The sequence below is a fragment of the Nereida ignava genome (assembly GCF_047114695.1).
GTDB lineage: Bacteria > Pseudomonadota > Alphaproteobacteria > Rhodobacterales > Rhodobacteraceae > Nereida > Nereida ignava.
The window spans coordinates 1,548,874-1,572,151 of the sequence record NZ_CP112885.1; the positions used below are offsets into that span (position 1 = coordinate 1,548,874).

The following is a 23,278-nucleotide window of genomic DNA, read 5'->3' on the forward strand; positions in this document are numbered from 1 at the left end:
TCTAGCCTCGCTTAAGATCAACGCCCGGTGCGTGGGCAATAAAGAACGGGTTTGCATAATCACTTTTGCCGTATTTGAGCGGCGTATGATCGTCAAAACGAATAACCGCACCACCCGCACCATTCAACACCGCATGACCCGCTGCCGTATCCCACTCCATCGTGCGGCCCAAACGCGGGTATATATCAGCCTCACCCGTCGCAATCAGACAAAACTTCAGCGACGATCCCGCGCTTTTCATATCGCTGACCGAATATTTATTGATGTAATCATCTGTCGCCTGATCGCGGTGAGACTTTGAGGCAACAACAAGCAGAGCTGTATTATCTGGGGATGACACAGCGATCTTCGCCTGCGGACCCACTTTATCTTTTGCAAAAGGTCCCGCCTCTTCAACACTTTCACCCGACCCATTTGTGTAAAACAACCGCTGACGGGCAGGCGCGTAAACAACCCCACGTGTCGGCACGCCGTTTTCAACAAACGCAATGTTCACTGTAAAATCACCACGCCGGTTGATGAACTCTTTCGTGCCATCAAGGGGGTCAACAATGATAAATGTATCCGCCGTTTGCGTATGGGAGGCAGACTGCTCCTCTGTCACCAAAAGCACATCAGGAAAAGCGGCTCGCAAACCCGCAGAGATAAGCGCATCCGCGGCCTCATCAGCGGCCGTTACAGGGCTATCATCTGACTTGGTTTTGATGTCAAAATCATCCGCTTCATAGATTTCCATAATCACGTCACCAGCGCGCAAAGCCAACTCGCGGAACACCGCTTCCATCTTTGTGAAATCCAAAACTGTTACTCCCGATGTCGAAATCATTGATAAATTAGCGAAAAAGCGTATGGTCTTGCGTAAGGCTTATGCGACTCTGGTAATAAAACAGCAAGATTTCTGTGAAACCAGTGGGGTCGCGTGTTGAGCAGGATAGTAAATGTTTAGTTTTGAAGCACGGCCTACCGGGCGCCGAAAAGCCGTTGGTCTACTTGAGTTAATCTATCATGGGATCGTCCGTGACGTCCGCAAAAGTCATGGCAATGCCTTCTTGGCGTTGCTTACCAACATGCTGCAGACAATCATCTTTGTCGCGGCATTCTACGTTATGTTTTCCGTACTAGGCCTGCGCGGCGCAACATTGCGCGGTGATTTCTTGCTGTACATCATGTCAGGTATCTTTTTGTTCCTGTGCCATACCAAAGCCCTAAGCGCAGTTGTTAGTTCAGAAGGTCCGGCATCAGCAATGATGAAGCATGCCCCCATGACCACAGCAATCGCCATATGCTCCTCTGCGCTAGGCTCTCTTTATATTCAGTTGCTATCGCTATTCTTAGTTCTGTTTGGCTATCACGTTATCTTCACACCAGTCGTCATCGAAGACCCAATGAGCGCGCTTGGCATGCTGCTTTTGTCTTGGGCCAGCGGCGTTGCAATTGGGATGGTTCTATTGGCGCTCAAACCATGGATGCCGGCTGTTGTTGGCATCTTCACCCAAGTGTACAGCCGTGCCAACATGATTGCCTCAGGCAAAATGTTCGTAGCCAATACGCTGCCAAGTTTTATGTTGGCGATGTTCGATTGGAACCCACTCTTTCACACGATCGACCAAGCCCGTGGCTTTGTGTTTGTGAACTACAACCCGCGCTACACAGATTGGGAATATGCGGCCCTTATCACGGTCATATTCCTAATGATTGGTCTGATGGGTGAGTTTTATACCCGCAAACACGCCTCCGTCAGCTGGAGCGCACGACAATAAGCCGGCTTAAGTTGCAACACGGAGCGTTAGGTTAAGCCGACCGCCGTTGGGCAAAAGTCGTGATGAACCACCTTTGATGCGGTCAATACCGTGATAGGCAAGACGGGCCTGTCCGCCCATCACAACAACATCCCCTGATTGCAGCCAGATGCTTTCCGTAGTGCCGCCACGCTCAAGGCCGCCTACACGCAACAAGCCCTCATCCCCGAGCGAGATGGAAACAACGGGCCACTGAAAATCAGCCTCATCATGATCGCGGTGCAACCCCATGCGGGCTGCTTCATCATAAAAATTGATCAAGCAACTGTCAGGCAACGGCGCGTCGCGCGTGACGCTGCTCCACACATCAAGGATTTCGCGCGGAATGGCGGGCCACGCCACGCCGGAAGGATGACGCGCTGCATACTGATAACCCGAAGCAGTTGCTGTCCACCCAACACGTCCCGCCGAAGTCATTCTGACAGACATCTGACGACCGGATGGTGTTTGTGGCCTCATCAATGGTGCCGCCTTAACGATGCCCCGGACTGCATCGACCAACTGCCGCTGTGCGCCAATATCCAATGCAGTTTTATAGATATGAAAGCCCCGAATGCTTAAAGTGGGTCGCATTATCACTTTCCTTCAAATTTCGGTGCATTTATCCAAGGCGCGCCGCTTGCAGCGCCCTACACCCCTCCCTATATACGCTGCGAACTGGGTTGTCCCTCTGTGGGCGCCCTTCACCTTGGGATTGAGGCTTGGATGCCGGACATAGGGTCCGCGCCTCACGACATCGCCGGAAAAAGAGGATGATAATTCATGGCTAAAGTTATTGGTATTGACCTTGGGACAACAAACTCCTGCGTCGCCATCATGGATGGTTCGCAGCCCCGTGTTATTGAGAATGCGGAAGGCGCGCGCACGACCCCATCAATCGTTGCATTTACAGACGACGAGCGTCTTGTAGGCCAGCCTGCAAAACGCCAAGCAGTCACAAACCCAGAGAACACTGTTTTCGGTGTTAAGCGTCTTATCGGCCGCCGCGCCGATGATGAGCATCTGGCAAAAGACAAAAAGAACATGCCTTTCGCTGTTATCAATGGCGGCAACGGCGACGCTTGGGTCCAAGCCCAAGACGAAAAATACAGCCCTTCACAGATTTCAGCGTTCATTCTGCAAAAGATGAAGGAAACCGCTGAATCGTACCTCGGCGAAGATGTGACACAGGCGGTCATTACCGTTCCTGCATACTTCAACGATGCACAACGTCAGGCAACAAAAGACGCCGGCAAAATCGCTGGTCTCGAAGTTCTGCGTATCATCAACGAGCCAACAGCAGCGGCCTTGGCCTATGGCTTGGATAAAAAAGAGACACAAACCATCGCGGTTTATGACCTTGGTGGCGGTACGTTCGACGTAACGATCCTTGAGATTGATGACGGTTTGTTCGAAGTGAAATCAACCAACGGTGATACGTTCCTTGGTGGTGAAGACTTTGACATGCGCATCGTGAACTACCTCGCGGATGAGTTCAAAAAAGCGAACGGCGTCGACCTGACCCAAGACAAGATGGCGCTTCAGCGTTTGAAAGAAGCCGCTGAGAAAGCAAAGATTGAGCTTTCTTCTGCAAGCCAGACTGAAATCAACCAGCCCTTCATCTCAATGGACGGCAAAACAGGCCAGCCGCTTCACTTGGTTGTTAAACTGACCCGCGCGAAACTGGAAAGCCTTGTCGGTGACCTGATCAAAGCGTCAATCAAACCATGCCAAGCGGCCCTGAAAGACGCAGGTTTGTCTGTTGGTGATATCGACGAGGTTGTCCTTGTTGGTGGTATGACACGTATGCCAAAGGTCATCGAAGAAGTTACAAAATTCTTCGGTAAAGAGCCGAACAAAGGCGTGAACCCAGATGAAGTTGTTGCCATGGGTGCTGCAATTCAAGCCGGTGTTCTGCAAGGTGACGTAAAAGACGTTGTCCTGCTTGACGTAACGCCGCTTTCGCTTGGTATTGAGACCCTTGGTGGTGTGTTCACACGTCTTATCGACCGCAACACAACGATCCCAACTAAGAAGTCACAAACTTTCTCAACTGCTGAAGACAACCAGAATGCCGTGACAATCCGCGTATTCCAAGGCGAGCGTGAGATGGCTGCGGACAACAAAATCCTCGGTCAGTTCAATCTTGAGGATATTCCACCCGCACCACGCGGCATGCCACAAATCGAAGTGACCTTCGACATCGACGCCAACGGCATCGTGTCTGTAGGCGCGGCTGACAAAGGCACTGGTAAAGAGCAGAAGATCACGATCCAGGCTTCTGGTGGCTTGTCTGATGACGATATCGAAAAAATGGTCAAAGATGCTGAGGATAATGCCGAAGCAGATAAAGATCGTAAGGAACTTGTTGAAGCCAAGAACCAAGCCGAGAGCCTCGTCCACTCGACTGAAAAGTCCATGGAAGAGCACGCAGACAAAGTGGACCCAACAACGATCGAAGCGATTGAGTTGGCAATTGCTGCACTCAAAGATGATCTGGAAACAGAAGACGCCGGTAAGATCAAAGGCGGCATCCAGAACGTAACTGAAGCTGCGATGAAACTTGGTGAAGCAATCTATAAATCAGCGCAAGAAGAAGCCGCTGGTGAGGAAGCCGCACCAGAAGATGGCAACGCCGGTGTTGATGATGACATCGTAGACGCTGACTTCGAAGATCTGGACGACGACAAACGCGCCTAATCCGCGCTAAGGAACCAATAAAGCCAGCCCGCATCCCTGTAAGACGGGTGGGCTGGCTTTTACGTTCCAAAGGGGAGACCACCCATGGCAAAACGTGACTATTATGAAATTCTAGGGGTCTCAAAAGGCGCATCCGCTGATGAGATCAAGAAGGGCTATCGCACCAAAGCGAAAGAACTACACCCAGACCGTAATGCTGATAATCCAAACGCCGAGGCAATGTTCAAAGAAGCGAACGAAGCCTACGAAGTGCTGAAAGACGCAGAGAAAAAAGCTGCTTACGATCGTTACGGCCACGCAGCTTTTGAAGGCGGCATGGGTGGCGGCCGGCAAGGTGGCGGTTTTGGTGGCGGGAACGGTGACTTCTCAAGCGCCTTTTCCGATGTGTTTGATGATCTGTTTGGTGACTTCATGGGCGGACAGCGCGGTGGTGGCGGTCGTACACGCGCCAGCCGCGGCTCTGACCTGCGCTACAACTTGCGCGTCACCCTTGAAGAAGCTTTCGCCGGCAGCCAGAAAACCATCAACGTCCCGACATCTGTTAACTGTGATACATGTACTGGCACTGGTGCAGACGGTGGGGCCGAACCCGCGACCTGTCCAACGTGTTCAGGCATGGGTAAAGTCCGTGCGCAACAGGGCTTCTTTACCGTAGAACGCACCTGCCCTACATGCTCCGGTATTGGTCAAATCATCAAGAACCCGTGCAAAGCATGTGGCGGTGCTGGCCGGACAGAAAAAGAGCGTTCCCTTTCTGTAAACATTCCTGCTGGTGTTGAAACCGGCACCCGTATCCGTCTTGCTGGCGAAGGCGAGGCTGGAATGCGCGGTGGACCGACAGGTGATCTTTATATTTTCATCGAAGTCGCAGAGCATGAAATATTTGAGCGTGACGGGCAAAGCCTGTTCTGCCGCGTACCTGTTTCAATGACGTCTGCGGCTCTTGGTGGCGACATTGAGGTGCCTACTATTGATGGTGGGCGGTCACGAGTGAAAATCCCGGGCGGCAGCCAATCGGGGCGCCAAATGCGTTTGCGCGGCAAAGGCATGCCCGGGCTTCGCGGTGGCGGCGCAGGCGATATGTTCATCGAAATGGCCGTTGAAACGCCTGTGAACCTTACATCTAAGCAGAAAGAGCTTCTGCGCGAGTTCGAAAAACTTAGCGAAGACAACAACCCACAATCGTCAAGCTTCTTCTCAAGCGTCAAAAGCTTTTGGGAAACGATGAAGGGTTAACTGATTTTTTAGAGAATCGGCGCATTCATGTCGTGTCATGAGTGCGCCAGATCAGTTTTCTGAAAACCAAATGCCCTTGTTCGAGGGCCAAGAACTTCTCTTTACCGGCCCAAAAGGCGGGGAGCTAAGTTACGTCAAAGATCATCGGCAACGTCTTCATCACCGTTTCGCCGAAGGCGGTGCGCGCGGAATGCCCGACTACGAATTACTCGAGTTAGTTTTGTTTCGATCACTTCCAAAATGTGATGTGAAACCAGTTGCGCGGCGGTTAATTGATACATTCTCGGATATCAATGGCGTGATTTCTGCCCGCCCCGAACATTTAGCCAAAATCCGCGGTGTGGGTGATTTGGTCATTACCGATCTGAAAATTCTGGAAGCCACGTCACACCGGATGGCACGCGCCCGAGTGATGCAAAAAGATGTGCTGTCCAGTTGGGACGCACTGATAAACTACTGTCACACAGCCATGTCACACGGTGACACTGAAGTGTTCCGCTGTCTTTTCTTAGACCGTAAAAATGTGCTGATTGCCGATGAGGAACTTGGCCGCGGCACCGTCGACCATGTGCCTGTCTACCCAAGGGAAGTTATGCGGCGAGCCCTAGAATTGAACGCAAGCGCCCTTATTCTTGTGCATAATCATCCGTCAGGCGATCCAACGCCGTCAAAATCTGACATATCCATGACACTAACCATGGAAAGCGCTGCCCAATCACTTGGGCTGACACTTCATGATCACTTAATCATCGGCAAATCGCGCGAGGTGAGCATGCGCTCAGACGGCTACCTCTGACCGCAAACCTCAGGCGCTATAAGGACAAGCCGTTAAACGCGCCCGTGACAGTGCTTGAACTTCTTACCAGAACCACAAGGACAACTATCGTTGCGTGATGGATTACCCCAAGTCGTAGGGTCACTTTCTACAAAGCCATCAACCGCGTTTTCATTATCGGATGCGGGGACAGCATCAGCCGGCGCTTGTAGCTGTGCCTGCTGTGCGGCCATTTGCGCCATCATCGCTTGCTGCTCTTCCTCCGTTAGAGGGCGGATTTGAGCCAGCTTCTGGGTTACATCGCCACGAAGACCATCGAGCAAAGCCTCAAATAGTTGAAAACTGTCGGTCTTATATTCGTTCAACGGATCACGCTGCGCGTATCCACGGAACCCCACGACAGAACGCAAATGCTCAAGAGCGATCAGATGCTCACGCCATTTTGTATCGATAGTGTTCAAAAGAAGCTGCTTTTCAATGCTCCGCATGCTGTCTTCACCGAACTGCTCAGACTTTTCAGCCATCATTGCATCGGCGGCTTCCTCAATACGCTCAAGGATTATCTCGTCATCGACACCTTCTTCGTCTGCCCAATCCACGATCGGCAGATCAAGGCCAAGGCGCTCAATCGCCTGCGCCTGCATGGTTTGCGTATCCCATTGGTCTGCATAGGTTTTTGGCGGCATGAACTCATCGACCAAATCTTCAATCACTTGATCGCGCATATCTTTTGTAATTTCAGACACGTCACGGCTTTGCATGATCTCAAGACGCTGGTTGAAGATAACCTTACGCTGATCGTTCATTACGTCATCAAACTTAAGCAGCTGCTTACGAATATCAAAGTTGCGCCCTTCAACTTTCGCCTGTGCTTTCTCGAGTGATTTGTTGACCCACGGGTGCACAATCGCCTCACCTTCCGCCATACCGAGGCGAGACAGAACTGCCTCAAGACGCTCAGAGCCAAAGATGCGCATCAGGTCATCTTCAAGCGACAGGAAAAACGACGAGCGACCCGGATCCCCCTGACGTCCAGAACGCCCACGCAACTGGTTATCAATCCGACGGCTTTCATGACGTTCGGTTGCCAGAACATAAAGACCGCCAGCCGCAAGAACCTTCGCCTTTTCATCCGCCACCGAGGCTTCGATTTCTGCGCGTAACGCTTCTGGATCAGCGTCAGGTTTCTCAGCCAGCGCTTCCATGACCTGCATATCGACGTTGCCGCCAAGCTGAATATCGGTCCCGCGACCCGCCATGTTTGTAGCAAGTGTTACTGCGCCAAGGCGACCAGCCTTTGCGATGATCTGCGCTTCTTGCTCGTGCTGACGCGCATTTAGAACGTTGTGCTCAATACCTTCGGCAGTAAGTACTTGGCTAATATATTCCGATTTTTCGATCGACGTTGTACCAACCAAAACAGGCTGACCGTTTGCGTTTGCGGCCTTCAACGCGTCAACAACAGCTTTGTATTTTTCGTCAGATGTGCGGAAAACTTGATCATGCTCGTCCACACGCTGGATGGGACGGTTTGTCGGCACTTCGACAACGCCCAGCTTGTAAATTTCACCAAACTCTTCTTCTTCTGTTTTGGCAGTACCGGTCATACCGCCTAACTTGGAATACAGACGGAAATAGTTTTGGAACGTGACAGAAGCGAGCGTGACGTTTTCAGGCTGAATAGCCACGCCTTCTTTCGCCTCAATCGCTTGGTGCAAACCATCTGACATACGACGGCCCGGCATCATACGGCCCGTGTGCTCATCAATGAGGATAACTTCGCCGTCGCGCACAATGTAGTCTTTGTCTTTGGTAAAGAGTTTATGTGCTGAAAGCGCTTGGTTCACGTGATGCACCAACGTTACACTTTCGGGATCATACAGAGTTTGCTCAGCATCAAGCAGACCACCTTCACGCAGGCGTTGCTCAAGCCACTCATTACCTTCTTCAGAATACGTAACGTTGCGGGTTTTCTCATCAATCGTGAAGTGTTCCTCGCTTAGTTCAGGAATAATCGTGTTCACGACTTTATACAGTTCAGACCGATCCTGCGCAGGGCCAGAGATAATCAGCGGGGTGCGCGCCTCATCAATCAAGATCGAGTCGACCTCGTCGACAATCGCAAAGTTGTGGCCCCGTTGTCCCATTTGGTCCAGCTCAGACCGCATGTTGTCACGAAGGTAATCGAACCCAAGCTCATTGTTGGTCGCGTATGTGATGTCGGCGGCGTAGGCTTGCTTTTTCTCAGCCTCTGGCTGCTGTGGATAGACAACACCCGTACTCAAACCCAACGCGCCATAAACTTTAGACATCCATTCCGCATCACGTTTGGCCAGATAATCATTGACCGTCACGATGTGTACGCCCTTGCCGCTAAGCCCGTTCAAATAGGCGGGGAAAGTCGCAACGAGGGTTTTACCCTCACCGGTTTTCATTTCAGCGATGTTGCCTTGATGCAGGAAAATACCGCCCATCAATTGCGTATCAAACGCCCGCAATCCAAGCGCACGGCGCGCGCCCTCACGACAGTTGGCAAAGGCTTCGGGCAGAAGACTATCGAGGCTTTCACCACCGGCAATACGCTCGCGAAACTCGTTTGTCTTTTCAATTAGTTGCTCATCGGTAAGCGCTTGGAAATCAGGCTCGAGCGCATTGATTTTCTCAACAAGTGGACGTGTCGATTTAACTTTACGATCGTTTGGAGTGCCAAAAACCTTCTTGGCGATGGTGCCTAAACCCAACATGTGTCTTCCTTGGCCGATGGCCCCAATAAAAATGTCATAAGACGGGTGGTTGCCCGTCCCGACCTGCAGCCATACATAAGAGCTTAACAGGCAGTCTCAAACCTTGAAGGCGTAAGTGCTGTAAAGGATGTAAGGGCCGCCTATGTTAGTGTCAACGGCACCACCCATGGGGCCACGAAAGGATCACGAAATGGTAAAACCCCTTAATTTTATTGGCGCAGCTTTGTTGAGTACTTTTGCCGCCACGTCCTTGCAGGCCCAAGATGCCTCAACCGTGATTACCTCGGTCAATGGCACCGACATTACACTTGGCCACGTCATCGCATCGCACGCGCGCTTGCCGCAACAATATCGTGATTTACCGCCAGAGGTCCTGTTTCAGGGCATCATCGATCAACTGACACAACAAGAGCTTCTCGCCCAATCTCTTGAAGACACACCCGCACGCGTTACGACTACTCTGCAAAACGAACGACGCTCGCTGCTGGCAGGTGAAGTGATTGACGCCCTGTCATCCGATGCTGTCGCGGAAGACGCGCTTAAGGCGGCGTATGAAGCCCAGTACGCTGATGCTGATTTGGGCAAAGAGTACAATGCCGCACATATTTTGGTGGAGACCCAAGACGAAGCAACCGCATTGGTTGAGCAGCTATCAAATGGTGCTGACTTTGCAGAACTTGCCAAAGAAAAATCAACTGGCCCGTCTGGTCCGAATGGTGGGGATTTGGGCTGGTTTGGAACCGGCGCTATGGTTGCCCCGTTTGAGGAGGCGGTCGTTGCGCTGTCTGTCGGCGAAGTTTCACAACCTGTCGAAACCCAATTTGGCTGGCACGTGATTTTGTTGAAGCAAGACCGCATCGCATCCGCCCCCAGCCTCGATGAGGTGCGTGCAGACCTGTCACAACGACTGCAACGTGAAGCCGTTGATAGCTATGTCGCCAATCTTCTTGAGGGCGCTGATATCACTCCGGCAGACCTTTCTGCAATCGACCCATCAATCATTTCTAACTACGAACTGTTGTCTGAATAAATGACCATATCGCCCCTCGCCCCAGCTAGTTTTCCCGTTGTCCCGATGATCTCGGGCGTCCGCTTTGCGACTGTCGAAGCTGGCGTGCGCTATTCAGGCCGTAAAGATGTGATGCTTGCACATCTGCAAGCCGGCACATCAATCGCAGGGGTTTTCACAACGTCCGCAACCCGCGCGGCACCCGTGCTGGACTGTCAGGCTAAACTTGGTGGCGACCCCTCTGGCGAGGCAGCAATTATCGTAAACTCTGGCAACGCTAATGCGTTTACAGGATCGGGCGGCGCAGAGGCGGTGACGAATATCTGCACAGCGGTCGCCGATACACTCGGGATTGCCCCTCAACGGGTGTTCTCATCGTCAACTGGCGTGATCGGTGAAGCCCTGCCATTTGAGAAAATTACAGCCAAACTTTCTGAGCTGAAAGAAGGTCTCTCACCGGGCAAGCTGAAGGGTGCCGCCGAAGCGATAATGACGACGGACACGTTCCCCAAAGCGGCAGGCGCACAGATTGATATTGACGGGAACACAGTATCGATCACCGGCATCGCCAAAGGGTCCGGCATGATTGCGCCCGATATGGCCACAATGCTGGTTTATATCTTCACCGATGCAAAAATCGCACAGCCAGACCTGCAACAGATGGTGTCCGCAATTAACGACAGGACCTTCAACTGCATCACTGTAGACAGCGACACATCTACTTCCGACACACTCATAATGGCAGCGACAGGCGCATCGAACGTTGACGTCACGGGTAACGCTGAATTTGCACAGGCACTTGAGACATTAATGCGGGACCTCGCTCATCAAGTCGTACGTGATGGCGAAGGCGCCACCAAATTTGTGACAGTCAACGTGACCGGCGCTGACAGTGAGCCGGATGCAAAGCGTTGTGCACTCTCAATCGCGAATTCGCCACTCGTCAAAACGGCGATCGCGGGTGAAGATCCAAACTGGGGCCGTATTGTTGCAGCTGTGGGTAAATCCGGTGCAAAGGCGGACCGAGACACCCTTTCAATCAGCTTTGGTGACATCCGTGTGGCCGAGAATGGTTGGGTCAGCCCAAGCTACGCGGAAGAACAAGGTGCAGCAGTGATGAAACAGCAAGACATTGCAATCAACGTAGACCTCGGCGTGGGAACATCCGATGCAACTGTGTGGACATGTGATTTGACCCACGGCTACATCACAATCAACGCTGATTATCGCTCATGAAGACGGTTCTTGTGTCTGCTGTAGCTTTGATTGACGTTGATGGTCGCGTTTTGCTCGGCCAGCGCCCTGAAGGTAAATCCATGGCAGGTCTGTGGGAATTTCCAGGCGGAAAAGTCGAAACGAGCGAAACACCAGAGGCAGCTTTGGTGCGGGAGTTAAACGAAGAGCTTGGCATTGATACGTGGGAGAGCTGCCTCGCGCCGCTTACCTTCGCGTCGCACTCATACGAAAAATTCCATCTTTTGATGCCGCTGTTTGCTTGTCGAAAATGGAACGGCACGCCCCAGTCGCGCGAAAACCAAGCCTTAAAATGGGTGAAAGCGAACAAACTAAGCAATTATCCAATGCCTGCCGCAGATATTCCGCTCATCCCCATTTTGCGTGATTGGCTTTAGGTTCGTACTTTCGACACTGATCTACGGCCTCAAGATAGCAAGATTTCTTGGTTACCATTTGGTTAAGATGCTCAAGTTGGTCGTATGTGGAACCCGAAAATGCTTAGAACAATTCAGATTGGAAGTGGCGTGTCCGTACAAGGGATTCTGATTAAGGCTCTCGAAAACGGCAAGCTACTCATCAGAATTGGTGACAAAACCTTTGAGGGTTTTCCAGTCTAACCAGTGTATGCTGACCCCTACAAACCGCTGAAATGAAAAAAGGGCGCCAATAGGGCGCCCTCTGTTATTTCAAATTACCGGTCGGAACCGAGGCTACTTCCAATCAAGAAAGCGTGCGCTCAACTTCTTCGCGCTCAAAGATTTCGATCACATCGTTGGCACGGATGTCGTCGTAATTCTCAAACGCCATACCACATTCTTGACCTGATTGAACTTCGGGCACCTCGTCCTTGAAGCGCTTCAATGTCTTCAATGTGCCTTCATGGATCACCACGTTGTCACGCAGCAAACGCACGCCAGCAGAACGACGGGCAACGCCCTCGGTCACCAGACAACCGGCCACTTTACCAACGTTAGACACCTTGAAGACGTCCTTAATGTTCGCATAGCCAATGAAGTTCTCTTTGATTTCCGCAGACAGCAGACCACTTGCGGCTGCTTTGACGTCATCTACCAGATCATAAATCACCGAGTAATAACGGATCTCAACACCCTTTTGGTTCGCCACGTTACGTGCGGTAGCATTTGCACGGACGTTAAAACCAAATACAGGCGCGCCAGACGCTTCGGCAAGGCCGATGTCAGATTCAGTGATCGCACCAACACCAGAGTGAAGCACACGAACACGGACTTCTTCGTTGCCGATTTTGTCCATCGCTTGGCTGATCGCCTCGGCAGAACCCTGAACGTCAGCTTTTACAACAATTGGCAGCTCAGTCATGGATTCGTCTGCTTTGGCATTTGCCATCAACTGCTCAAGCGTCGTTGCAGCACCAGCGGCCGCACGTTTGTCTTTCGCAGCCTGTGCACGGTATTCCGCAATTTCACGGGCCTGCGCTTCGGTTTCAGTCACGTTAAGCACGTCACCAGCTTCGGGTGTGCCGTTAAGACCCAGAACCTCAACAGGAACTGATGGACCTGCTTCTTTAACCCGCTCACCTTGGTCGTTAACCAACGCCCGGACTTTACCCCATTGCTCGCCGACAACAAAAATGTCGCCTTGCTTAAGGGTACCAGTCTCAACCAGAACCGTCGCAACCGGACCGCGACCAACATCAAGCTGAGCCTCGATCACAGCGCCGCGCGCAGCACGGTTGGGGTTGGCTTTCAGCTCAAGAAGCTCAGACTGAAGGCTAATCGCCTCAAGCAACTGATCAAGACCAGTGCCGTTGATGGCAGACACTTCAACATCTTGCACTTCGCCAGACATTTTCTCGACGATCACTTCGTGCTGAAGCAAATCAGTCCGAACTTTGTCAGCGTTTGCAGCAGGGCGGTCGATCTTGTTGATCGCCACAATCATCGGAACATTGGCGGCTTTCGCGTGGTTAATCGCCTCGATCGTTTGCGGCATAACCGCGTCATCCGCAGCAACCACCAAGATAACGATGTCAGTTACCTGCGCACCACGTGCACGCATTGACGTAAACGCCGCGTGACCAGGTGTATCGAGGAAGGTCAATTGCTTGCCATTTTGCTCGACCTGATACGCACCGATGTGCTGGGTGATGCCACCGGCCTCGCCCGCAACAACGCGCGCATTCCGGATTGCATCAAGCAACGAAGTTTTACCGTGATCAACGTGCCCCATCACAGTAATGACCGGTGGACGTGCCTCAAGGTTTTCAGGCGCATCTTCGATCTCAGTGATGACATCTTCCACATCAGAATCGGAAACCCGAACCACTTTGTGGCCAAATTCTTCGATGATGAGTTCGGCAGTATCCGCATCAATCGTCTGAGTTTGCGTCGCCATGATGCCATTCGTCATCAAAGACTTCACTACATCTGCAACTCGCTCGGCCATACGGTTTGCGAGTTCAGACACCACGATCACTTCGGGGAGCTGTACATCACGTACAACCTTTTCGCGCTCAACTGCGCCGCCCATAGCTTTCTGACGTTGGCGTTCTTGCTTACGCTTCATCGCCGCCATTGAACGCTGACGCCCACCTTCACCACCCGAAAGGGCTTGGTTCAGGGTAAGCTTGCCGCTGCGGCGACCATCGTCGTTACCGCGGTTTTTATTGCGTTTGTTGTCACGGTCATTATCCGCTTCGCGACGAGGAGCAGTAGTCAGCTTGCCGGGACCGCGTGGCGCAGCCGGTGCAGCAGGTGCTTCAGCAGGCGCAGCAGCACGTTTCGCAGCTTCTTCAGCTTCGCGAACCTTGCGTGCATCCTCATCTTTTTTCGCTTTCAGCGCTTCTTCGCGAGCACGCTCTTCGCGATCTTTAGCTTCTGCTTCTTCGCGGCGGCGTGCACGGCTTTCCGCGCGTGCCTTCTCTTCTGCTTCTCGCTTCGCAGCATCTTCGGCTTCGCGGGCTTTCGCCTGCTGCAAAGCCTTCATACGGCGTTCCATTTCCGCGTCGGAAATACCTGCCGGACGCTTCGATGGATCGCCCGCAACAAGACCTGCACCAGGTTTAGGCTGTGAGCCACCACCCGGCTTGGGCACCATTACGCGCTTGCGCTTAGTCTCCACCACGACGTTCTTCGTACGTCCGTGACTAAAGCTCTGCTTTACGTTACCAGGTCCGCCGCGGCGAACGCCCAATGTCTTTTTACCGTCGTCTTCACTCATCGAGTGCTTTTCCTTTCCGACGTGCCTTCACGCCGTTCCATTCACGTATCGCTTCCAGTTTGGCTGCGGTCTCAACGATACCATCGGTGAGCCCACCAGATGCGAGTGCGCCGTGTATCACACTTTCTCGCCCAAATGCCAAACCCAATTCATTTGCCGTCAAACAGCCGATAAATCGACCATAGTGTGGCGTACTCAACTTTGACTTGCCTCGCTCGGAACCGTCGCTTGCTTGCAACAGAACCTCTGCATACTCCTTCACGAGCCAGTCTTTTACTTTCTCAAATCCGACAACCGCGTGGCCTGCTTTGCGAGAAAGCGCCATCAAGTTCCCAAAACGCGCAACCAACGCATGATCCACAACAGCGATCAGATCATCAGGCGCAACCACCTTTGCCTTGGCGGCTTTACTGAACAAACCCTTTTTCTGGGCAAGCTCCAAAGCTTCTTTGGCTGCTGACACGTATATACCGCGTCCTGGCAATTTTTCCATCACATCAGGGTAAATGTGATTATCCGGCCCTACCACAAAACGGATCAAACCGCCTTTTGGTTGCACGTCACCTGTCGCAATGCACTTACGTTCAGGGCCGTTAGACCGGTCTTTATCAGCACCACCGCGCGTCATGTTCAAGGGTTCCCGAGGCCTGCGATCAGACCTCGGCCTCCATTTCAGCTGCGTCGCCTTCGCCCTCAACTTCATCAGTTTCAAGCTCGGTCGGATCAACCCAACCCAACATCACGCGTGCTGTCATGATCATGTCTTGGGCTTCCTGCAAGCTCACGTCAAACGGCTCAAGCGTACCGTCATCTTTTGAGCGCTCACCGTTCACAGTTGTCCAGCCGCCAGCAAGTTCCCAATCGGCGCAAGTTGCGAAATCCTCAAGAGTTTTAACGTCATCATTTGCAAGCGCTTCAACCATTTGTGGCGTCAGACCATCAAACGAGATCAAGCTATCTTCAGCACCCAAAGCGATTGCATTCTCAAGGGCCTTTTTGTTGGCCGCTTCGATGTTGTCACGGGCACGTGCCTGAAGCTCGGACGCAGTTGCTTCGTCTACACCGTCAATAACCAGAAGCTCATCTACTTCGACGTAGGCAACTTCTTCAAGCGATGTGAAGCCTTCAGAGACAAGCAATTGTGCGAAGAATTCGTCGACGTCCAGTGTTTCCATGAACAGCGCGGTGCGCTCAGCGAATTCTGCCTGCCGACGCTCGGATTCCTGTGCTTCAGTCAGAATATCAATGTCGAGGTGTGTCAGTTGTGACGCAAGGCGTACGTTTTGACCACGGCGGCCAATTGCCAGTGAAAGCTGCTCATCCGGCACAACAACCTCGATACGCTCGGCTTCCTCGTCAAGAACCACCTTAGTCACCTCAGCAGGCTGAAGCGCGTTCACAAGGAACGTTGGCTGATCGTCGTTCCATGGGATGATGTCGATTTTCTCGCCCTGAAGCTCGTTCACAACTGCTTGGACACGGCTGCCACGCATACCGACACAGGCACCAACCGGATCAATTGAGCCATCATATGAAATCACTGCAATCTTGGCGCGCGAACCGGGATCACGGGCAACTGCCTTGATCTCAATGATGCCGTCATAGATTTCAGGAACTTCCATTTTGAACAGCTCTGCCATGAACTCTGGCGCAGTACGGCTAAGGAAAATCTGCGGGCCGCGCTGCTCGCGACGAACGTCCTTGATGTAGCAACGGATGCGGTCGTTCGGGCGATAGCTTTCACGGCCAATCTTCTCGTTACGGCGCAAAACGGCTTCGCCACTGCCCACGTCAACGATGACGTTGCCGTACTCTTCACGCTTAACAAGCGCGTTGATGATTGTACCCGCGCGATCTTTGAATTCTTCGTACTGGCGGTCACGCTCAGCTTCGCGAACCTTCTGCAAAATAACCTGCTTGGCGGATTGTGCCGCGATACGGCCCATTTCAACAGGGGGTACTTCTTCGATCAGCTGTTGGCCGACCTCAGGGTTTTCCATGTACTGCTTGGCTTGTTCAACTGTGAACTCAGCTTGATAATTCTCAAGCTCTGCTTCCTCAACAACTGTGCGGACACGGGTGAATGTCGCACGGCCTGTCTTGCGGTCGATGCTGACACGAATGTCCATTTCGGCGCCGTAACGTGACTTTGCCGCACGCGCGAGGGATTCTTCCATGGCTTCGATGACGAGCGCAGGATCAATCATTTTCTCGCGGGCAACAGCCTCTGCAGTTTGCAAAAGCTCAAGCTGGTTCGCTGAGGTAATAGCCATTTATACGTTTCCTTCTTCTTCACCGTCGATGATGGTTTCAACCTCATCGAATTGTGTCTCGTCAATGTGACCCGCGTCTTTGCGGCCCTTTAGGACCTCGCGGATAAGATCATCAGTCAAAATAAGTTTTGCATCAGACAGCCAATCGAACTTGAGCCCGATAGTGCCTTCTTCAATGGTGATCAAAACCTCATCACCTTCAACGCCCGCAAGCTCACCCTTAAAGCGGCGGCGTCCGTCAATCAGTTCATCAGTTTCGATCCGGACCTCATAGCCCTCCCAAAGCGCAAAATCTTTCAAACGCGTCAGTGGGCGGTCAATACCAGGGCTGGAGACTTCAAGCGCGTAGGCATCCAGAATGGGATCCTCAACATCAAGGGTCGCGCTTACTTCGGTGCTGATCTTGGCGCAGTCATCCACCTCAATGGTGCCATCAGGTTTTTGCGCCATGATCTGCAACGTTGTCTGCTTGCCGCTCATCAATCGCACGCGCACCAGCTCATACCCCAAGTCTTCGATGACAGGTGTAATGATCTCGGCAAGTCGGCGATCAATCGCTGCTTTTGCAATCAGGTCGTTCATTGGTTCGTATACTTTCATCGCCCTAACTGTGGGCACAAAAAAACGGGCGCACGGCCCGTTATATCGCTTCGGTGGATGCTAGGTTTGGACCCCAACATGCCGCTGTTGAGATGCATATAGGCACAAAGGTACTAAACTGCAAGTGAAATGGTATGGTGACTGATTTAGCGATACCCCAAACAAAAACGCCCCACCAAACGGCGGGGCGCAGTTGTTAGTTTAGGGATACGTGCGTTACGCGAACCACCAACGCTCGACCAGACGCGAGCTATCCATCTGGAAGACGTTACCAATGGTGCCAGAGTTGGTCAGTTTAGTGCTGTGCGCATCGACGTAGTTTGCATACATCGGGATAACAGTCGCACCATCAACAGACATAATCTGCTGCATTTCGCCGTACATATCGCGACGCTTATCGCTATCAAGCTCGGCACGCGCCGTCAGGAGCAGCTCTTGGAAGCGGCTATTGTCCCACTTGCTGTCCCACCAAGGCACGCCAGCTTCGTATGCAGTTGAGAACATCCAGTCCTCGGTTGAGCGACCGGACCAGTAGCAGGCACACCATGCCTTTTTCATCCAGACGTTTGACCAATATCCATCATCAGGCTCTTGGATCACATCAATGTTGATACCCGCCGCCTTAGCAGAAGCTTGATAGAGCTGTGCCGCATCAACCGCACCAGCAAATGCTGCGTTTGCGGCAGATAGCTGAACAGTCAAACCATCAAGGCCAGCCTCTTTAATAAGGCTTTTCGCTTTATCAGGATCGTATGCGTTTTGCGCAAGACCATCGTTAAAGTATTGGTTGGCAGGCCCAATCGGATGGTCATTTGCAACACGGCCGTGGCCAAGCAAAATCTTATCGACCATCTCTTGGCGGTTAATCGAATGCTTAAGCGCCTGACGGACCTTCACGTTATCAAAGGGTGACAGGTTGGCCAGCATCGGGAACGTATAATGCTGGTTGCCAGTCACTTCAAAAATATTAACCGTTGGATTGGCGCGCAAAAGTGGCTCTGTCTTGAAATCAACGCGGTTCACCGCATCCACCTGACCCGTCATCAACGCATTCATACGTGCAGAGGAATCGTTAATCGCGACCGCTTCAACGCTGTCAAACCAACCTGCGCTGCCATCTTTGTAGTGGCTATCCACACGGCTCAACAATGCGCGAACACCGGGATCAAAGCTCTCGACTTTGTACATACCCGTACCGATACCCTTGGCGATTGCTTCTTCGACCTGACCGGCCGGATACATCACGATGTGATAGTCAGACAGCAGGAACGGGAAGTCCGCGTTACCAGCTTCAAGGGTAAAGACGATCTCGTGATCGTTAATCTTTTCCATGTTCGTGATCGCAGAAACAATCGGCTGAGCCGCAGATTTCGCGCCCTCAGCCACGTGCATGTTCAACGATTCGATCACATCATCAGCACCAAACGCTTTGCCGTTGTGGAACGTCACACCTTTGCGCAGCTTGAAGTTCCACACCTTGGCATCTGCTGACGCGTCCCAGCTCTCGGCAAGCTCACCTTTCAACTGGCCGTCCGCACCTACTTCGGTAAGGCAATCGAATACAGCGCCGTGCGCCAGCATGATCATAAAGCTGTCAGAATGCGTACGCGCGTCCCAGCTGTCAGATGTGTTAGCACCCGCAATCCCAAGGCGCAGCGTGCCGCCCTTTTTCGCTTCGGCGCGCGCGGGCACACCTGTGGCAGCCAGCATACTTGCGGCAACACCCGTCTTTAGAAGTCCGCGTCTACTTAGTCCTGACATATTCTTTTTCCCTTCGTTGAACAGTTTATCGAGTTTTCATAGGCAGGTTCGGCCCGCTCTCACTTAGATTTATTAGATCGCCTACATTTTACCGACGGCTGCATCACCAATGTTTTCCATGCCGCGTTCCTCAAGAAGATTGGTCAGCCAATCAGGGTCCATTTCGGGCACAGATGACAGCAGCAAATCCGTGTATGGGTGATGCGGCGGCTGGAACATCTCTGCCTTGGGCCCCTGCTCCACAACACGACCATCCTTCATAACAACAACTTCATCAGCAATAGATTTCACAGTAGCAAGATCATGCGTAATGAACATGTAAGTCAAGCCAAGCGTATCTTGCAGATCAGCAAGTAATCGCAAAATACCCTCGGCAACCAATTGATCCAGCGCGCTTGTAACCTCATCACAGATGATGAATTTTGGCTCAGCCGCAAGCGCACGGGCAATTCCAACGCGCTGTTTTTGACCGCCAGACAGCTCGGACGGTAAGCGGTCACGATACTGTGATGGCTCCAATTCGATCTGCGTCAGCAGCTCATCCACGCGTTTGGTTTTTTCACGGCCAGTCAGGCCCATGTAAAACTGCACAGGACGGCCAATAATTTCTGCGATAGTTTTGCGCGGATTAAGCGCCGTATCAGCCATTTGATAAATCATCTGGGCTTGGCGCAGCTGCATCTTATCACGCTGCTTATATGAAGCGGGCAGTTGCGCACCATCAAACTCAACGTGACCCTGTCGTGGAGCCAACAGGCCGGTAATGCAGCGCGCCGCTGTTGATTTACCCGAACCAGACTCGCCCACCACGGCCACTGTCCGACCAGCGTGCATGTCGAAACTAACGTCGCTCAAAACATCAACCTTGCCGTACGCCGCAGTGACGCCGCACACCGAGACAACGGGCGTTGCGCCGGTATGAACAGCAGGCTTTGCGGGGCGCTCAAAACTGCGGACAGCCCAAAGCGACTTCGTGTAGTCTTCTTGCGGATTGGCCAGCATTTCGCGCGTATCTGCGGTTTCAATCTCATCGCCGCGCAGCAAAACCTTAACCCGATCTGCCATCTGCGCGACGACTGCCAAGTCGTGCGTGATGTAAATCGCGGCGGTATCAAAATCCTCAACGATCTTGCGAATAGCCGCCAAGACCTCAATCTGCGTTGTCACATCAAGGGCAGTTGTTGGCTCGTCAAAAATGATCAAATCAGGGCGGCAGGCCATGGCCATGGCTGTCATTGCCCGCTGCAACTGACCGCCTGAAACCTGATGCGGATAGCGAAAACCAATTTCACGAGGGTTGGGAAGGCGCAAACGCTCGTAAAGCTGCATCGCATCTTCTGAACTTTCTGCACGCGCCATCACACCGTGCTGGATGGGTGCCTCAGTGTGCTGATCAATGATCTTATGCGCAGGGTTAAAGCTGGCGGCAGCAGACTGTGCGACATAGGCAATGCGCTTTCCAAGCAACCCGCGTTTTACATCTGCGGATGCTGAGACCAGATCGATGCCGTCAAAATTAACCGAACCAGACGAAATGCGGCACCCATCACGGGTATACCCCATTGCAGCGAGTCCAAGCGTGGATTTACCCGCCCCACTTTCACCAATTAAACCCAGAACTTCACCGCGCTTAAGGCTTAGGTTCACGCCATTGATAATGGGCGACCACACCTCATCACTGCGGCCTTCGATATAGATCTCGTTGATCGTTAAAAGATTATTCATGACTTCAGCCCCGACGATCTGTGAAGCATCCAGTCCACCACAAAATTCACAGCAACGGTTAGCAACGCAATTGCACCAGCCGCCAAGAGGGGTGCTGCTGCTACCTGTGGCGCAAAGGCGGCAAAGTTAATGAACTGCGCCAAATCACGAACCATCGTGCCCCAGTCAGCAAGGGGTGGCTGAATCCCAACACCAAGAAACGACAGCGATGCAATGGTAAGAAACACGAAACAAAATCGCAGACCAAACTCGGCCAAAAGAGGCGCAGTGGCGTTAGGCAAAATCTCTTTAAAGATCAGGTAGCCCATGCCCTCACCGCGTAGTTTTGCGGCCTCGATGTAATCCATAACGACGATGTTATAGCCAACCGCGCGCGCCAAGCGGTACACCCGCGTGCTGTCGATGACGGCGATGATTACAACCATGAACAATGTTAGCGGTATACCCAAACGCGGCGCCCAAACGGCCGCGATGGTCATCAAGAGCAGCGCAAAAATAAGCGATGGAATTGCCATCAAAACGTCCACCGCACGGGACATGATTTGATCAAACCAACCGCCAAGAACAGCCGCCAGAAAACCAAGCGAGCCGCCAAGGAAAAACGCCAGAAGCGTGGTGACGAATGCGATGCCAACTGTGTTCTGCGCACCATAGATCAAACGGCTCAACAAATCGCGACCCAACTGATCCGTACCAAGGGGAAATTCTGGGTTGCCGCCAATGGCAGGGTTTCCGCCCGGTACAATATTAGCCGCGACACCTTGAATGATTTCGTCCTGACCGTACGGTGCAATGACCCCCGCAAAAATTGCAGCGATTGAATAGAGGATGATCATCAAGATGCCGAAAGATGCGGTCAATGGCATCTGACGGAACAACTTACGCGATCCATTGGTGCCGATGCTGCGCCCAACAACACGGAAGAGCCACGCGGCAATGGTAAACAGCACAAAGGCCTCCATCGCTTTGCCAGCAAAGAAGTACTTATTGGCAACCAACGGATCAGCATCACGCGACAACGCATAAAGCCAAATCGCGCCCATGATAGCAACCAAACCAAAAATATAGCCGAACGCGGTCGCATAGGGCATATCGCGAAACACAGGCTCATCTGGCTTCAACGCACGCGCAACCGCACGGAAAGCCCATGCGAAAATCGCCATGCCAACAAAAAACAGAACCACAGTCACGAAACCACTCATTTTGGATGCCTCAGACGTGGGTTGGATAAGATCGACATAATGTCAGCCGCGAGATTAAGCAGAATATATGCCCCCGCGAAAATCAGACAGCACGCCTGCACAACGGGTATGTCACGCAATTTCACACTATCGACGAACAGCTGGCCAATACCCGGATAGACAAAAACAGTCTCAACGACGACGACGCCGGTAATGAGATAGGCAAGGTTAAGCGCGATCACATTGATAATCGGCGCAAGTGCATTGGGAAGCGCGTGCTTGACGATTACACGCATCGGGCTGATGCCCTTAAGGCGCGCCATCTCGATGTAAGGCGAGGCCAGCAAATTAATAATGGCAGCCCGCGTCATCCGCATCATATGGGCCGTAACAATCAGTGTAAGCGTAAGCGCGGGCAGCAACGTGCGCTCAAGACGCTCGGAAAAGCTCATCCCATCAAAGATATTCGAGAGGGACGGAAGGATCGGGTTCAACACTGCAAGAACCAGGATCAACACATATGCCAAGAAAAACTCGGGGCTAGAGATGCTGGACAGCGTGAAAATATTGGCCGCCCGATCAAAAATTGTCTCGCGGTAGAGCGCGGCAAGCACGCCCAAAAAAACCGCCAGCGGCACCGCAATCATCGCTGTCACACCTGCCAAAAACATCGTGTTTTCAAAACGCGGAGCAATAGTTTGTGCGACTGTACCAAGGCCTGATCCTGCGTCGCTACCAACAAAGCTGCTGAAATTAGCGGCGGCAAAGCTTGTGCCTAGATCACCGCGTACTGCACCGGACAGCCAATCAAGATAACGGACAAAAAACGGCTGATCCAAGCCTAAATCTTTGCGGATCGCCTCAACGGCGTCTTTGGTCGCGCCCTGACCCAAAATGCTTTGAGCAAAATCACCAGGGAGTAAGTTAACTGCGGTAAAAATGACAATTGAGACAACGAACAGCGTCACAAGACCAAGGCCAAGCCGCTGTAAAATAATCTTTGAAACGCTTCCCAAACTGGTCCCCAAAAATGACGAGCGTACACGCCCCCGAGTGATCAAG

18 protein-coding genes are annotated in these 23,278 nt (G+C 52.4%); 7 read left to right on the plus strand and 11 right to left on the minus strand.

Going from position 1 to position 23,278, the window contains the following annotated elements:
• Position 1: 1 nt before the first annotated feature.
• The gene (gene cysQ / locus OLX08_RS07690; protein ID WP_391483209.1) at positions 2-784 is read right to left on the minus strand and encodes a 3'(2'),5'-bisphosphate nucleotidase CysQ; all 783 of its coding nucleotides are present in this window, start codon (positions 782-784) and stop codon (positions 2-4) included.
• A 154-nt stretch (positions 785-938) separates the two neighbouring features.
• On the opposite strand from cysQ, the gene OLX08_RS07695 reads away from it, so the two are divergent.
• Complete coding sequence (locus tag OLX08_RS07695) at positions 939-1,760, plus strand: ABC transporter permease (RefSeq protein WP_341246441.1); 822 nt, start codon at positions 939-941, stop codon at positions 1,758-1,760.
• A gap of 6 nt (positions 1,761-1,766) precedes the next feature.
• Here the strand turns inward: OLX08_RS07695 and OLX08_RS07700 are convergent, their stop codons facing one another.
• Positions 1,767-2,372 carry an alpha-ketoglutarate-dependent dioxygenase AlkB family protein gene (locus tag OLX08_RS07700; RefSeq protein ID WP_391480736.1) on the minus strand — a complete coding sequence of 202 codons (606 nt, stop codon included), beginning with the start codon at positions 2,370-2,372 and terminating at the stop codon, positions 1,767-1,769.
• Between the two features lie 189 nt (positions 2,373-2,561).
• On the opposite strand from OLX08_RS07700, the gene dnaK reads away from it, so the two are divergent.
• The 3 genes from dnaK (at position 2,562) to radC (ending at position 6,510) form a co-directional block, all read left to right on the plus strand.
• A complete protein-coding gene (dnaK, locus tag OLX08_RS07705; protein WP_391480738.1) occupies positions 2,562-4,478 on the plus strand; it encodes a molecular chaperone DnaK in 1,917 nt (638 codons plus the stop codon).
• 84 nt (positions 4,479-4,562) lie between these two features.
• On the plus strand, positions 4,563-5,714 hold the full coding sequence (gene dnaJ, locus OLX08_RS07710; protein ID WP_048598513.1) for a molecular chaperone DnaJ: 1,152 nt from the start codon (positions 4,563-4,565) through the stop codon (positions 5,712-5,714).
• Between the two features lie 37 nt (positions 5,715-5,751).
• A complete protein-coding gene (gene radC, locus OLX08_RS07715; RefSeq protein ID WP_391480740.1) occupies positions 5,752-6,510 on the plus strand; it encodes a RadC family protein in 759 nt (252 codons plus the stop codon).
• A 32-nt stretch (positions 6,511-6,542) separates the two neighbouring features.
• On the opposite strand, the gene secA is transcribed toward radC, so the two are convergent.
• Entirely contained in the window at positions 6,543-9,233 is a 2,691-nt protein-coding gene (secA, locus tag OLX08_RS07720; RefSeq protein ID WP_391480741.1) for a preprotein translocase subunit SecA, read from the minus strand.
• A gap of 190 nt (positions 9,234-9,423) precedes the next feature.
• On the opposite strand from secA, the gene OLX08_RS07725 reads away from it, so the two are divergent.
• Genes OLX08_RS07725 through OLX08_RS07735 form a run of 3 tightly spaced genes read left to right on the plus strand, consistent with a single transcriptional unit; the run spans position 9,424 to position 11,873 of the window.
• On the plus strand, positions 9,424-10,263 hold the full coding sequence (locus OLX08_RS07725) for a peptidylprolyl isomerase (protein WP_391480743.1): 840 nt from the start codon (positions 9,424-9,426) through the stop codon (positions 10,261-10,263).
• Positions 10,264-11,478: a bifunctional glutamate N-acetyltransferase/amino-acid acetyltransferase ArgJ gene (gene argJ, locus OLX08_RS07730; RefSeq protein WP_391480745.1), complete on the plus strand. Its 1,215-nt coding sequence runs from the start codon at positions 10,264-10,266 to the stop codon at positions 11,476-11,478. It abuts the gene before it with no gap.
• Positions 11,475-11,873: a (deoxy)nucleoside triphosphate pyrophosphohydrolase gene (locus OLX08_RS07735; RefSeq protein ID WP_391480746.1), complete on the plus strand. Its 399-nt coding sequence runs from the start codon at positions 11,475-11,477 to the stop codon at positions 11,871-11,873. The genes argJ and OLX08_RS07735 overlap by 4 nt, the downstream gene beginning before the upstream one ends.
• Before the next feature lie 325 nt (positions 11,874-12,198).
• Here OLX08_RS07735 and infB read toward each other — a convergent pair whose 3' ends face one another.
• From infB to OLX08_RS07775, 8 genes are all read right to left on the minus strand, one after another.
• On the minus strand, positions 12,199-14,676 hold the full coding sequence (gene infB / locus OLX08_RS07740; RefSeq protein WP_391480748.1) for a translation initiation factor IF-2: 2,478 nt from the start codon (positions 14,674-14,676) through the stop codon (positions 12,199-12,201).
• Positions 14,669-15,304: an RNA-binding protein gene (locus OLX08_RS07745; protein ID WP_048598788.1), complete on the minus strand. Its 636-nt coding sequence runs from the start codon at positions 15,302-15,304 to the stop codon at positions 14,669-14,671. Before OLX08_RS07745 ends, infB begins: the two co-directional genes overlap by 8 nt.
• Positions 15,305-15,329: 25 nt before the next feature.
• Positions 15,330-16,949, minus strand: coding sequence for a transcription termination factor NusA (nusA, locus tag OLX08_RS07750; protein ID WP_048598519.1), 1,620 nt, complete (start codon positions 16,947-16,949; stop codon positions 15,330-15,332).
• Entirely contained in the window at positions 16,950-17,531 is a 582-nt protein-coding gene (rimP, locus tag OLX08_RS07755) for a ribosome maturation factor RimP (protein ID WP_048598789.1), read from the minus strand.
• 234 nt (positions 17,532-17,765) lie between these two features.
• Positions 17,766-19,310, minus strand: coding sequence for an ABC transporter substrate-binding protein (locus tag OLX08_RS07760; RefSeq protein WP_391480750.1), 1,545 nt, complete (start codon positions 19,308-19,310; stop codon positions 17,766-17,768).
• Between the two features lie 81 nt (positions 19,311-19,391).
• Entirely contained in the window at positions 19,392-21,035 is a 1,644-nt protein-coding gene (locus OLX08_RS07765) for an ABC transporter ATP-binding protein (protein ID WP_391480752.1), read from the minus strand.
• Positions 21,032-22,237: an ABC transporter permease gene (locus tag OLX08_RS07770; protein ID WP_391480753.1), complete on the minus strand. Its 1,206-nt coding sequence runs from the start codon at positions 22,235-22,237 to the stop codon at positions 21,032-21,034. Before OLX08_RS07770 ends, OLX08_RS07765 begins: the two co-directional genes overlap by 4 nt.
• Entirely contained in the window at positions 22,234-23,232 is a 999-nt protein-coding gene (locus tag OLX08_RS07775) for an ABC transporter permease (RefSeq protein ID WP_341246453.1), read from the minus strand. The genes OLX08_RS07770 and OLX08_RS07775 overlap by 4 nt, the downstream gene beginning before the upstream one ends.
• Positions 23,233-23,278 lie beyond the last annotated feature (46 nt).